General features: G+C 49.6%; 14 protein-coding genes. 10 read left to right on the top strand and 4 right to left on the bottom strand.

The genetic code is table 11. The features are described from left to right. Positions 1-2 precede the first annotated feature (2 nt). Positions 3-791 (top strand): phytanoyl-CoA dioxygenase family protein, encoded by a 789-nt coding sequence (locus tag AC0YNS_RS15980; protein ID WP_475781987.1) that lies wholly within the window; start codon positions 3-5, stop codon positions 789-791. Positions 792-872: 81 nt separating this feature from the next. Here AC0YNS_RS15980 and AC0YNS_RS15975 read toward each other — a convergent pair whose 3' ends face one another. After that, entirely contained in the window at positions 873-1,319 is a 447-nt protein-coding gene (locus AC0YNS_RS15975; protein WP_475781986.1) for a hypothetical protein, read from the bottom strand. An 80-nt stretch (positions 1,320-1,399) separates the two neighbouring features. Here AC0YNS_RS15975 and AC0YNS_RS15970 point away from each other — a divergent pair, with 80 nt between their 5' ends. Together AC0YNS_RS15970 and AC0YNS_RS15965 are read left to right on the top strand one after the other, a co-directional pair. Next, entirely contained in the window at positions 1,400-1,780 is a 381-nt protein-coding gene (locus tag AC0YNS_RS15970) for a DUF423 domain-containing protein (RefSeq protein WP_475781985.1), read from the top strand. Between the two features lie 187 nt (positions 1,781-1,967). Next, positions 1,968-3,872: a putative bifunctional diguanylate cyclase/phosphodiesterase gene (locus tag AC0YNS_RS15965; protein ID WP_475781984.1), complete on the top strand. Its 1,905-nt coding sequence runs from the start codon at positions 1,968-1,970 to the stop codon at positions 3,870-3,872. A gap of 35 nt (positions 3,873-3,907) precedes the next feature. Here the strand turns inward: AC0YNS_RS15965 and AC0YNS_RS15960 are convergent, their stop codons facing one another. Continuing rightward, complete coding sequence (locus tag AC0YNS_RS15960; protein ID WP_475781983.1) at positions 3,908-4,423, bottom strand: hypothetical protein; 516 nt, start codon at positions 4,421-4,423, stop codon at positions 3,908-3,910. A 209-nt stretch (positions 4,424-4,632) separates the two neighbouring features. On the opposite strand from AC0YNS_RS15960, the gene AC0YNS_RS15955 reads away from it, so the two are divergent. Then, positions 4,633-4,938, top strand: coding sequence for a YunC family protein (locus AC0YNS_RS15955; RefSeq protein ID WP_475781982.1), 306 nt, complete (start codon positions 4,633-4,635; stop codon positions 4,936-4,938). A gap of 82 nt (positions 4,939-5,020) precedes the next feature. On the opposite strand, the gene mtnA is transcribed toward AC0YNS_RS15955, so the two are convergent. Together mtnA and mtnK are read right to left on the bottom strand one after the other, a co-directional pair. After that, positions 5,021-6,085, bottom strand: a complete 1,065-nt coding sequence (gene mtnA, locus AC0YNS_RS15950; RefSeq protein ID WP_475781981.1) for an S-methyl-5-thioribose-1-phosphate isomerase — start codon at positions 6,083-6,085, stop codon at positions 5,021-5,023. Between the two features lie 20 nt (positions 6,086-6,105). Further along, positions 6,106-7,329 (bottom strand): S-methyl-5-thioribose kinase, encoded by a 1,224-nt coding sequence (mtnK, locus tag AC0YNS_RS15945; protein WP_475781980.1) that lies wholly within the window; start codon positions 7,327-7,329, stop codon positions 6,106-6,108. Between the two features lie 134 nt (positions 7,330-7,463). On the opposite strand from mtnK, the gene AC0YNS_RS15940 reads away from it, so the two are divergent. The 6 genes from AC0YNS_RS15940 (at position 7,464) to sufB (ending at position 13,435) form a co-directional block, all read left to right on the top strand. Further along, the gene (locus AC0YNS_RS15940) at positions 7,464-8,063 is read left to right on the top strand and encodes a DUF1802 family protein (RefSeq protein WP_475781979.1); all 600 of its coding nucleotides are present in this window, start codon (positions 7,464-7,466) and stop codon (positions 8,061-8,063) included. A 196-nt stretch (positions 8,064-8,259) separates the two neighbouring features. Continuing rightward, on the top strand, positions 8,260-9,039 hold the full coding sequence (sufC, locus tag AC0YNS_RS15935; RefSeq protein WP_475781978.1) for a Fe-S cluster assembly ATPase SufC: 780 nt from the start codon (positions 8,260-8,262) through the stop codon (positions 9,037-9,039). Positions 9,040-9,059: 20 nt separating this feature from the next. Further along, positions 9,060-10,367, top strand: coding sequence for a Fe-S cluster assembly protein SufD (sufD, locus tag AC0YNS_RS15930; RefSeq protein WP_475781977.1), 1,308 nt, complete (start codon positions 9,060-9,062; stop codon positions 10,365-10,367). Next, the gene (locus AC0YNS_RS15925; RefSeq protein WP_475781976.1) at positions 10,364-11,590 is read left to right on the top strand and encodes a cysteine desulfurase; all 1,227 of its coding nucleotides are present in this window, start codon (positions 10,364-10,366) and stop codon (positions 11,588-11,590) included. The genes sufD and AC0YNS_RS15925 overlap by 4 nt, the downstream gene beginning before the upstream one ends. Then, on the top strand, positions 11,577-12,002 hold the full coding sequence (gene sufU / locus AC0YNS_RS15920; protein WP_475781975.1) for a Fe-S cluster assembly sulfur transfer protein SufU: 426 nt from the start codon (positions 11,577-11,579) through the stop codon (positions 12,000-12,002). Before AC0YNS_RS15925 ends, sufU begins: the two co-directional genes overlap by 14 nt. Positions 12,003-12,037: 35 nt before the next feature. Beyond that, complete coding sequence (gene sufB / locus AC0YNS_RS15915) at positions 12,038-13,435, top strand: Fe-S cluster assembly protein SufB (protein ID WP_475781974.1); 1,398 nt, start codon at positions 12,038-12,040, stop codon at positions 13,433-13,435. Positions 13,436-13,488 lie beyond the last annotated feature (53 nt).

Here is a 13,488-nt window from a genome sequence, read left to right as displayed (position 1 = left end):
CAATGTTAAATCCGGTAGTGTCACCAGGCGAACTAACAGAAACCGATCGTTTTATTTTTGAATCATGGGGATATTTTGTCATTCCTGATGTGCTGAACGCAGAAGAGGTGAAGCAATGCCTGGAAGCTTCGGAGCGTGTGCATAGAGCTGCGGGCACGGAAGGTTTCGGTCAGGTAGGACGGGGCTATGAGACAGAGCCGGCTCTCGAGCGGCTGATGGACCACCCTGCTGTACTTCCTAAGATCAGAGGACTGTACGGCGACCGATTCATCATGCAATCCGGCTGGAATACGAAACAGCCGGCCTTTGGCGGAATGGGCGGATGGCATCAAGACGGCTCGGGCGCTTATGATTTCAAGAAGCTGAGCTTCCCGCAAATCCCGTTGCTGCAGCTGCGGGCTTCGTATCTTCTTACCGATCAAACGCTTCCTCGGATGGGGAATATGGAGCTGATTCCGGGTAGTCACCGCAGTCTGGTTCCAATGCCTGAGGCGCTGCGCAAGGAGAAAGGCGATGTATCGATCGGCCATGTTATCTGTGCACCGGCTGGCTCGGTTCTTGTATTCCATAATGCGGTATGGCATCGCACCTATGCGCATGACGGTGATTATGATCGGTACACGATGCACTACATCTATAGTCCGCCATGGTTAAGAGCGTCCGACAGGCTGCAAAACTCGAAGGCGTTCCTAGAACAAACAACTCCGCTTCGCCGCGCGTTGATGGGAGAATTTCATCGCCCTGATGCACCGTTTGGAAGCGGGTATGAGGTTCCGCCGTTCGAGGGTTAATAGACAAAACAAAGAGGAAGAGCCGCGTTTGAACGCGCTCTTCCTCTTTGCTATTTGTATACCAGTGAACGGTTCATACACTTAGCCGCCCATTGCAAGACCGATCAGGAATAGACCGATAAACCCGATTGGGAGCAATCCGTTTGTGACGATCCCAATAATAGAGAAGGCTTTGCGTTTATTCTTCGCGCAGGCGCCGACGATTCCCAGGATAAGACCTACAATGCTGGCTCCCATCGAGCCGATAATCAGCAAGCCGGCTCCGATAATCGGCGCGTACGCTTCAATATCTGCCATATTCGCCTCAATTTCCTGCTGAAGAGTGTTGCTGTCTGCAAAGTTGTGGTTCATAATAAATGATGTTGCAAGAATAATGGCGATGATAAAGCCGATAATGCTGATGAGACCAATGATAAATGAAGCTATGCCAAGCTTGGATTGCGTTTGTGGCGGCTGCTCCTCATAAGCTGCCGGTATTGGAGTAAAACCGTCTTGCGGGAACTGGTTCTCGCTGCCGTTTTCATTCATGGATTAAATCTCCTTTATCAATCATTTGCTATCGTACAGTTTAACGTATTTTACAGCCATTGGAAAGGATGGAGAATGAGATGTTTAACAAATATGGCGCTTACGGAGCGATCCACGCGTTGATTGCCGTGGTGCTTGGCGCATTCGGAGCACATGCCTTGAAAGACCGACTTACAGATGACATGCTGAATGTGTTTGAGACCGGCGTCCGCTATCATATGTACCACGCCATCGGGCTATTCCTGCTCGCGCTGGCTGCGGAACGAATCGGACAGGGAAAGGGCATACGCTGGGCGGCTCGCTTGATGCATATCGGTATTTTCCTGTTCTCCGGCAGCTTGTATGCGCTCAGTCTGTCGGATATCAAGCTCCTGGGTATCATCACGCCGTTTGGCGGACTTGCCTTTATCGTAGCTTGGGCTGTTGCCGCTTATTCCATCTGGAAGGCAAAAAGCAACTAGATTCGGTTTGATAGGTTCTCATTCAAGGCGACTTCACGTTTGGTGCTATAACGGCATCCCGCGCTTGAGGTCGTCTTTTCTTATGTCGAATGCCGTCATGCTGGGAAAAACAGTATCCAGTCTAGAACAAAATCGTTTATAATAAACAAAATGTGACGGTTCATGCCGAATGGAAGGAAGATGAAGTGTGCTCGTAAAGGCGGAGACAACTCCGATTCGGCCCAAATCATCAAGACGACTTGAAAGCGTTCGCAATCCGTTGTGGTTGGCATGCCTATGCACGTTTGTTGGCATACTGATCGGCGGCGTGTGGCGCGATGATTGGGCGATTGGACTGCAAATTGCAGCGGCAGCGGGCGTGCTTATTATCGCGATCCGCTTTATGCAAGTGAGATTGACGCGCAAGCATGTTGTCCAAGCTGAATCGATCCATACACCCATTGTAGAATCATTGCTTGCTTATAGTCCGATTCCTCTGGCTGTCATCGACTTGCAGGGAAATGTTGTGGAAATAAATGCTGCATCAAGCAGGCTGGTTGGTTATGAAGAGCATGAGCTGCTTGGCAAATCCTTTTTCCTGCTGATTGACTCGACTAATGAGGAAGCCATCTTAGCTGCTTTTGGGCAGATGCTCGAAGGCGATCTTAAGGATATGACGATCAATATTAAGCATGCTTCCGGCTACTCATTCAAAATAAATATTATTACTGCGCCCGTAATTCGCAATGGAAGCTGTATCGGTTTGTTGATTATTAGCCAGGATGTGAGCGACAGCAACCGCGTCCAGGAACGAATTCGCTATATGGCGAACTACGACGACATGACGGGATTGCCGAACCGCCATTCTTTCATGAGACTATTGGATGACCGCTTGACGGATGCGAGGGTTCGAGGTGATGTTGGACATCTGGCTATTTTTCAGTTGGATGTCGATCGCTTCAAGCTGATCAATGCTTCCTTCGGCCGCGAGTTTGGCGACATGCTGCTGCTTCAGGTGGCCGAGCGGCTGACCCGCGGACTGTCGGAGATGGATGCGGCAGCACGCATGGAAGGCGATGAATTCGCGATTCTATACGCCTATGCCGGAGACGAGCAGGAGCTGGATCGCAAAGCAAAAGAGCTCAAGCTGCTGCTGGATGAGCCGTTCGAGCTGCAAGGGTTTCCGCTTCATATCACGGCAAGCATCGGCATTGCCGTTAACCATGTCATAGGCGATGATGCCAGCCTGCTGGTGAAGAAGGCTGATCTGGCTCTGACCAAAGTAAAAGATAGCGGCAAGAACGATTACCTCTGTTATTCCGAGGAATGGGATGACAGCTCGCGAGAGCGCTTGGCGCTCGAGCATGATTTGAAGATCGCGCTTCAGAAGGAGCAGTTTGTTCTCCATTATCAGCCGCAGTACCATCTCGGTACCGGTGAAATAGTCGGGGTAGAAGCACTCGTACGATGGGAGCATCCGGAGCGCGGACTTGTCCCGCCGGGACAATTTATTCCGCTGGCCGAGGAGAACGGCTTGATCGTACAGATCGGAGATTGGGTGCTGAGAGAGGCCTGTCGGCAAAATAAAACGTGGCAGGATGCCGGGCTTCGCCAAATTCCCGTATCCGTCAATTTATCGATTCGCCAATTCATGCAGCAAAATCTGCATCAGAAGGTTGCGGACATTTTGCAGGAGACAGGTCTTGATGCCAGCTGTCTGGATCTGGAAATTACGGAAACGATGACGATGGATGTCACGCATGCTTCATCATGCTTGCTTGAGCTCACGAAGCTTGGCGTGACGATCAGCATCGATGATTTCGGGACGGGGTACAGCTCCTTCCATTATCTCAAGAACCTGCCGATCGGAAGGCTGAAGATCGATCGGTCGTTCGTCAGGGATATCCAGCAAGATCCGAGCGATGCCGCAATCGTGGCGGCTATTATCGCCATGGCGCATAACCTGAACTTGCAAGTCATTGCCGAGGGAGTAGAGACCGAGGAGCAGAAACGGTTTCTGCAGGAGCATAGCTGCGATGAAATGCAGGGCTTCTTATGGAGTCCGCCGGTACGCGGCGCGGCGATCATGGATCTATTGAAACTAGCTGTTTAAAGTAAAAGGAGCTCTCCGCAGAGGGCTCCTTTTTCTTATATAAACTCGTCAATTTCGTAGAGTTTAAACGAATAGACCTGCTTCTCATCGACGTGATAAACCGTCAGCATCTGGGACGATTCATCCAGGTTAATGATTCGGCAAGGGATGTTCAGCTTTACGCCAAAGCCCTTGTTCACCATTAATCGAATCAAGCGATTCTCAGCAATGCAAGCTTTAATACGATCCGTTACGAAAGTTAAATCGAGTGCTGCGGCTGGCTTCGGTGCTGCAGGAGGAATGACCGGGGCAGCTGCCGGATCTGCTTTGGCCGTGTTTCTTGGAGCCTTCGCGTCCTTGTCCTTCTGCTTGCTGGCAGGACCGGCTTCCAGAGCTTCAATGAGACGTCCCAATTCAATACCGGATTTAATTCGAAAGTCAGCGTAACCGGATTGATTGAGCGCATGAAGCAGTCTCTCCATTGCAATTGCGTTGTTATCGCCTTCTACGAGAATGTCGACATTAAACAGGTGGGAGGACTGTTTCGCTGTTAGTTTATCTGTTAGGTTCATTATGCCACTCCATGTCGTCATAAAGTACCTATAACTATATCACTAAAGTGTTCATAAATGTAGTATTTGCCGAATCGTTTTTGACCGAAAAAGGAGAATGCCCACTAGGCATTCTGATAACACTTCACACCGACTGAAAGCATATAGTGAAGAAGTAATTTGTGCTTGAGGTTGTCTGCGATCTGCGAGGGTGGAAGGAGGTGGTTCGGATGATGCGAATGGTTCCCATTACGCTCGAAGGGGGCGCAACGGCGCTTGGAGTTGAGGTGCTTCTGCCTAAAACAACACTGCTTGCTGTGACGACGGATAAAGGCTATATCATGTGTGGAGCTCTTGATGTCGGACTTCTGAACGAACGGTTAAAAGATAGAGGCATCATTGCAGGCCGTGCGGTAGGTGTGAAGACATTGGAAGAACTGATGGCTGCGCCGCTGGAGTCTATAACGGAAGGTGCGGAGGCGCTCGGGATAACGGTTGGCATGAAAGGCGCGGATGCTCTTCTCTTGATGGTATAGATGAACAAAGACGAAAGAAAGGTTGCCTCGGGCAGCGTGCTTACGCTGACCTTTAGGCAACCTTTTTCGTCGTTAAAAAAGATTATTCAGCTTGAAACAGCTTCTTAAGGTTGACGTTATACGGAGGTTTAATGATGCCTTTCTCCGTAATAATCGCCGTTACATAGTCGTTTGGCGTAATGTCGAATGCCGGATTGTAGACTTTCACGCCGACCGGGGCTGTGCGCTTGCCGAAGCCTTCGGTAATCTCATTCTCATGGCGCTCTTCGATTGGAATTTCATCGCCGGATGGCGTATTCAAATCGATTGTGGACAACGGGCAAGCCACATAGAACGGAATGCCATGTGCTTTAGCGAGAACAGCAACGCTGTATGTGCCGATTTTGTTCGCGACGTCGCCGTTCGCTGCAACACGATCCGTACCGACGATGACGGCATCGATCCAGCCTTTGCTCATCACCATACCAGCCATGTTATCGCAGATAAGGGTAACGTCTACGCCTGCTTGCTGAAGCTCGAATGCGGTAAGGCGAGCGCCTTGAAGAACGGGGCGTGTCTCATCCGCGAATACACGAAGCTTGATGCCTTGCTCCAGAGCCAGGTAGAAAGGAGCTAGTGCAGTACCGTATTTGGCCGTAGCGAGTCCGCCGGCATTACAGTGCGTCAGTACGCCCATTCCATCTTGGAACAGCGTTAACGCGTGTTCGCCGATAAGGCGGTTCGTTTCTTCATCCTCGCTTTGAATCGTGATCGCTTCTTGCACCAGCGATTCCTTGCAGGAGGATAGGTCTGCGCCGCTTGCAGCAAGTGCTTCTGCACGTGCTGTCATGCGATCGAGCGCCCAGAACAAGTTCACTGCCGTTGGACGAGATGTTGCCAGATGAGCAGCGGAGGATTTCACCACTTGCAGCCATTCAGCGACTCCGTCCGTAACATCACGGCTGCCGAGGACAACACCGTATGCGGCAGCGATGCCGATTGCCGGAGCTCCGCGAACCTTAAGATGACGAATGGCTTCCCAGACATCTTCCGTTGTAACGAGCGGCAGATAGACGATTTCTTCGGGCAGCAGCCGTTGATCGAGCAGGTCAAGCTGAGTGCCGACCCAAATAACGGATTGCAATGCTTGATTGGTTGTAGATTCCATAATGATGATCGTTCCTTTCGTTATGCCTTAACAGCAGCTTTCTCTGCAGTTTGAACGGCATCTATGAGCTGATTAATAGAAGTGAAGCTGCGGTTCGACGTGATAAGCGTTTTGCCGATGCGAAGCGCCAGGCGCTGTGCACGTTCCCGAACGGCGGCATCTTGGATTTTATCGATATCCGCTACATGGGCAAGGCCCACAATACGACGGACCATTTTGCAGCCGGCGAATCCAATTGTATCTTGGAGCAAGCGCTGCATGTAGTTTTCCTTGTAGCCCGGAGCAGAGCCTGCCAGACGGTCAACGCCTTGCTCGTTCCATAAGGCCAGGAATTTCGCTTCAAATTTCTCCAAAACATCCGTAACGGTTTGCAGTAGGTAAGCCTGATATTCCTCACGCTCTGCAGTTGTCTTATCCCAACCTTCACGGGAAGCGTAATTTAGGAGCAGGTTGCCGATTACAGCGCCGATATCGAAACCCATTGGTCCGTAATAAGCGAATTCAGGGTCGATGACTTTCGTCGATTCCGGTGTAATGAAGATGCTGCCCGTGTGCAAATCGCCATGCAGCAGCGCTTGCGAATGCGTGAGAAACTTCTCGCGAAGCAGCGCTACTTCGAGGTTAAGCGCGCCATCGCTCCACAGTGACTCAGCTTCATCTCGGATAGCCGGATCGAAGTTATTCGTATCTGCGTCCGTATAAGGATGATCGAAGATGAGATCCTCTGTTATTTTGCAGAGCTCGGGATTAATAAACCTGCTGGTGCGCAGCTTCTTCTCTTGCTGATTGTGCCCAAGATCGGATGTGAAGAATAACGTTTGTGCAAGGAAAGTGGAGATATGCTCAGCGAACAAGGGATAACGACCGCTATTCATGAGCCCCTGACGCATAATAACATGATCACTTAGGTCCTCCATAATCGTAAGTGCCAGATCTTTGTCATACAGATAAACATTCGGTACCAGCCCGGGAGCGAGCTGACCTTCAAGAATGAGCGCTTCGCTCTCGATACGTGCGCGATCAAGCGTAAGCGGCCAAGATTCACCGACGACCTTAGCGTATGGCAGGGCTTGTTTCAATATGATGCTGCGACCTGCAGCGGGATCCGAGATATGAAAGACTAAGTTCAAATTGCCATCGCCGATTTCACGGCTAACCAGCTCCGCGCCCGGTTCAAACACACCTTCAATTGTTCGCGCTATTTCAATAGCTTCTGCTTCACTCAATGGATGATATGTAGACATCTATAGCCCACCTCCGGAATGTAGTTGATGTTTCCCATGGCCCAAATAAATATAGTATAGCGAAATTTTTTTCGCGTTGGAATACCTTGCTTTGCTATAATACATGTAATTGTTAAGGAACGAGGGTGATAATAATGGTGATTAAGACCGATCAATTGCAGCCGATCGCGCTCAAAGAATGGGCGGTTGCGGTAAAAGCATTGACCGAAGGCAAACAAATTATGGTGCTGCGCAAAGGCGGAATTGCGGAGGAAACGAGAGATTTTCAGCTGAAGGCGCCTCGTTTTTATTTCATGCCTGCTTTCGAGCACCAAAGACCGGAGCTCTTGAAGGAGCCTTTCCAGGACGACGTTCGCCAAATTATGGGAGAATGGAAACCCGGCGCGACCACAATCGAGATCAATGCTGTGGCAGAAGCAGTCGAAGATATTGAGATCTTCGATCAGGAAACGTTGAACAAATTAGAGGATTTCCATATTTGGACCGAAACATTTGCCGAAGATAGGTTGAAGTGGAAACGAAGCAAGCCGCTTCATCTATTGCTGCTTCGTGTAAGTAAGCTTAAGAATCCGCTTACACTGCCTATGCAGGATCAATACACGGGTTGCAAATCTTGGGTGAATCTTCCGGATGATCTGGCCGTCATCGACGCGCAGCCGGTATTGTCGGACGATGAATTTAATCAGAGAATAAGTCAAATTCATGACGCACTTGGCCAAACGAGTACAAGCTAGGCTACGTTATAGGCGCAGTAACATTGATTTACTGTGAAAACTATAATAAAATATAATTGAGAATCACTGAGAATCAATTTAGAATAATTCTAAAAGAGGAATTGTTTCAATAAGCATAAAACAGTTTAGCCGTCCTAGAGCAGAAAAACTCGTTTTGTGCAGAAACGTCCGAACCATCTGGAGGGAGCAGTTTACCATGGCAACACAATTCAAAATCGATGGTCTTAAAGCAGCCATCGAAGGCAAAGAGATATTGAAAGGCATCAACCTTGAAATAAAAGGTGGAGAAGTTCATGCCATCATGGGTCCGAACGGTACAGGTAAAAGTACGCTGGCTTCGGCACTCATGGGTCATCCTAAATATGAAGTGACAGAAGGCGCGGTCGAATTGAACGGTGAAGACCTTCTGGAGATGGGCGTAGATGAGCGCGCACGCGCAGGTCTGTTCCTTGCCATGCAATACCCAAGCGAGATCAGCGGTGTAACGAACTCCGACTTCCTGCGCAGTGCGATTAACGCGCGCCGTGAAGAAGGCAAAGAAATCTCTCTGATCAAATTCATCCGCCAAATGGAAGGCAAGATGAAAGAGCTTGAAATGAATCCGGAATTCATGCACCGTTACCTGAACGAAGGCTTCTCCGGCGGCGAGAAGAAGCGGAACGAAATTTTGCAAATGATGATGCTGGATCCGAAAATCGTCGTTCTTGACGAAATCGATTCCGGACTTGATATCGATGCTCTCAAAATCGTAGCCAACGGCGTGAACGCTATGCGTTCCGAAGAGCGCGGTTTCTTGATCATCACGCATTACCAACGTCTTCTCAACTACATTACGCCTGACTTCGTTCACGTTATGATGCAAGGCCGAATCGTTAAATCCGGTGGTCCCGAGCTTGCGGAGCGTCTGGAAAACGAAGGCTATGACTGGGTTAAAGAAGAACTTGGCATCGTAGACGAAACCGTCGGACAGGTTTAATCGGAGGAGGAGCAATAGAAATGAGTACACAATTAGGGGCTCCGGTTAACCGCCAGACAGTTTCTGCTTTATCTCAGAGCAAAGGCGAGCCGGCATGGCTTGAGGAATCAAGAATTAAAGGTGCTGAACTGGCGGAAACGCTGGAATGGCCCACTCCGGAAAAAGTCCGTATCAGCCGTTGGAATCTAGCGGCAATCGGTAACCATAAATCGCAAGCTGTCATCACTTCCGTAAGCGAGCTTCCGGGCTCCATTGGAGAATTGGTCGCAGGTGCACAAGCGGGTCTGGTTGTTCAGCGCAACAGCACAAGCGTGCTTCAACAGCTGTCGGCAGAGCTTGCTGCTAAAGGCGTTATTTTCACAGATCTGGAAACAGCGGCACGTGAACATAGCAGCTTGGTTCAACAGTATTTGTACAGCGTTGTACCACAGGATGAGAATAAGCTGACGGCTCTTCAATCGGCCATTTGGAACGGCGGCGTTTTCCTATACGTTCCGAAGAATGTTGAAGTCGAGCTTCCTTTACAGGCATTGTTCTTCAGTGAAGATGCAGGGGCGACTTTTGCTCCTCGTGTCCTAGTAGTAGCTGACAGCCATAGCCGTGTAACCTATGTAGATAACGTAGTGAGTGCATACGGTGAAAGTGCTGAAGCTATTGCAAAGCAATCCATCATTGAAGTCATCGTGAAGCCCGGTGCGCATGTTCGATACGCAACGGTTCATCATATGTCCGCGAATGTAATCGACTTGACGATTCGCCGTGCTGTTGTTGAGAACGACGGCAATATCGAATGGGTCATCGGCGATCTGCATGATGGCCACACGCTTTCGGACACGCAATCGCTGCTTAAAGGCAATGGTTCGAACTCCGACGCTAAAGTAATCAGCATTGGAACAAACTCGCAACAGATGAGCCTAACAACCGGAGCGGTGCATTTCGGTCGCAATACGGAGAGTAACATGGTTACTCGCGCCGTGATGAAGGATTCAGCGACAGCCATCATCAACGGCATTACGAAGATCGAGAAGGGCGCAACAAAGTCTAACGGCGTACAGCAAGAGAAAGTACTGATGCTAAGCCCCAAAGCACGCGGCGATGCGAACCCGATTCTGCTGATTGACGAAGACGATGTTAAAGCCGGACATGCGGCTAGCGTCGGACAAGTAAATCCGGAGCAGGTGTACTACTTGATGTCCCGCGGTATTTCGAAAAAAGATGCGGAGCGTTTGATCATTCATGGTTTCTTGGCCCCTGTCGTTTCGGAAATTCCGATTGATGCGGTCAGAGAACAGCTCCAGCGTCTGCTGGAAAGGAAGCTGGAAGGATGAATATCCAAGCGATCAGAGAGCAATTTCCGATCCTTCATCAACAAATAAACGGCCATCCGCTCGTTTATTTGGACAGCGCGGCGACTTCACAGAAGCCGCGTTCTGTAATTGATGCTGTAAGCCGGTATTATGAGATGGACAACGCCAACGTACACCGCGGCGTTCATACACTCGGCTCCCGGGCTACAGACGCATACGAAGGCGCGCGCGAGAAGGTTGCGGCGTTTCTGAATGCGGCAAGTACGCAGGAAATTATTTTCACCCGCGGAACGACTACGGCATTGAATTTAGTAGCATCGAGCTATGCCAGAGCAGTTTGCGGCGAAGGCGACGAAATTGTCATTACGCAAATGGAGCATCACTCCAATCTGATTCCTTGGCAGCAGGTAGCGAAAGCAACCGGCGCGACGCTCAAATATATTCCGCTTGAGAAAGACGGATCCATCACGCTCGAGAATGCAGAAGCAACGATCACGGATCGGACCAAAATCGTCTCGATCATGTATGTGTCGAACGTACTCGGCGTCATTAATCCAATCAAAGAAATCACTGCTATCGCTCATCGTCATGGCGCTAAGATGGTCGTCGACGGCGCGCAAAGCACGCCTCATATGAAGGTGGATGTACGTGATTTGGATTGCGACTTCTACGCGTTCTCCGGTCATAAGATGTGTGCTCCGACAGGTATTGGTGCACTCTATGGCAAGAAGGCGCTGCTTGAAGAGATGGAGCCGATCGAATTCGGCGGAGAAATGATCGATCATGTGGATCTGCATGATTCCACGTGGAAGGAGCTGCCTTGGAAGTTTGAAGGCGGCACACCGATTATTGCCGGTGCGGTCGGACTTGGCGCGGCGATTGATTTCCTGACTGAAATCGGTCTGGATGAAATCGAGAAGCACGAGCATAAGCTTGCTGCTTACGCGTACGAGCGTCTTAGTACCATCGATGGCATATCGATATTCGGACCTGTCGATAATCGTGCGGGTCTAGTCACATTTAATTTAAATGATGTCCATCCTCATGACGTAGCAACTGTGCTTGATACGAAGGGGATTGCGGTTCGTGCAGGCCACCACTGCTGCCAGCCGTTGATGCGATATCTGAATGTTTCTTCTACAGCCAGAGCAAGCTTTTATTTATACAATACCGAAGAGGACGTTGACAGGCTTGTTGACGGCCTCCAGCAGACAAAGGAGTTCTTCGGTTATGGAATTGGATGATTTATACCGCCGTGTCATTATGGATCATTACAAAAACCCGCGTAACCGCGGCACCTTGGACGAAGATTCGCTTACGATTAACCTGAACAATCCAACGTGCGGCGACCGCATCACTTTACAGCTTCAAGTGGAAGACGGCATTGTGAAACAAGCGAAGTTTACCGGAGAAGGCTGCTCGATCAGCATGTCCTCGGCATCGATGATGACCGAAGCTGTGACGGGCAGAACAACGGAAGAAGCACTTGCACTTGCGGAACGATTCTCCACCTTTATCAAAGGCGGAGAAGCTGAGTTTGAAGAACTGGAAGATATCGAAGCATTGTCAGGCGTCAGCAAATTCCCTGCTCGCATTAAATGCGCAACACTCTCATGGAATGCACTGCGCAAAGGAATTGAACATCAGAAACAATAAAGCGCGGTTACCGCGTATGGTAGGAGGCTATTACGATGGCTAAAGAAATGCCTGATTTAGAAGATTATAAATATGGTTTTCGCGATGAACATAAAGCGATTTTCTCATCCGGTAAAGGGCTGACTCCTGAGATCGTTCGTACGATTTCGGAGATCAAGAACGAGCCGGAATGGATGCTTGAGTTCCGTTTGAAGGCGCTGGAGCAGTTTTACAAAATGCCTATGCCTAAGTGGGGCGGCAACATGGATGATCTGGATTTCGACGATATCCAGTACTATGTTCGTCCTTCCGAGAAGCAAGGCAAAACGTGGGAAGAAGTTCCTACGGAAATTAAAGAAACCTTCGATAAGCTTGGTATTCCTGAAGCGGAGCAGAAGTTCCTTGCAGGCGTATCCGCTCAGTACGAATCCGAGGTTGTATATCACAGCATGCAAGAAGATCTGGAGAAGCAAGGTGTTATCTTCACGGATACAGACACCGCCCTTCGCGAATATCCGGAGATCTTCAAGCAATATTTCGGTACGATAATTCCTCCGGCAGATAACAAATTTGCAGCACTGAACAGTGCGGTATGGTCCGGCGGCAGCTTCATCTATGTTCCAAAAGGCGTGAAATGCGAAATTCCGCTTCAAGCATACTTCCGTATCAACTCCGAGAACATGGGTCAATTCGAGCGTACGCTGATCGTAGCGGACGAAGACAGCTTCGTACACTACGTTGAAGGCTGTACAGCACCGATCTACAGCACGAACTCGCTGCATAGCGCAGTAGTAGAAATTCTTGTTCTCAAGAATGCGCGCTGCCGTTATACAACGATTCAGAACTGGGCTCCGAATATCTACAACCTTGTTACTAAACGCGCCGTTGCCGAAGAAAACGCGACAATGGAATGGGTTGACGGTAATATCGGCTCCAAGCTGACAATGAAATACCCTGCAGTCGTTCTGAAAGGCCGTGGCGCTAAAGGCATGGTACTTTCGATCGCAGTAGCAGGTAAAGGCCAGCATCAAGATGCAGGCGCAAAAATGACTCACCTGGCACCGGATACGACTTCGACGATCGTTTCCAAGTCGATCAGTAAACACGGCGGTAAAGTCACGTATCGCGGCTTGGCTTCCTTTGGCCGTAACTCCGAAGGCTCCAAGGCTAACATCAAATGCGATACGCTAATTCTTGATAACGAGTCGACATCGGATACGATTCCGTACAACGAAATCATGAACGACAACATTACGCTTGAGCATGAAGCGACGGTATCTAAAGTTTCCGAGGATCAGCTGTTCTACCTGATGAGCCGCGGACTTACCGAAGCAGAAGCTACACAAATGATCGTCATGGGCTTCATCGAGCCGTTCACGAAAGAGCTGCCGATGGAATACGCGGTCGAGATGAACCGTCTCATCAAGTTTGAGATGGAAGGCTCGATCGGTTAATCCGATTCGATACGATACAATTGCACGCCAAACAAAAACTCCGAACCCTCTTG

It is taken from the genome of Paenibacillus sp. J22FR21 (assembly GCF_056269135.1).
The sequence above is the reverse complement of the archived record's forward strand: the minus strand, read 5'-3'. Positions and strand labels throughout refer to the sequence as shown.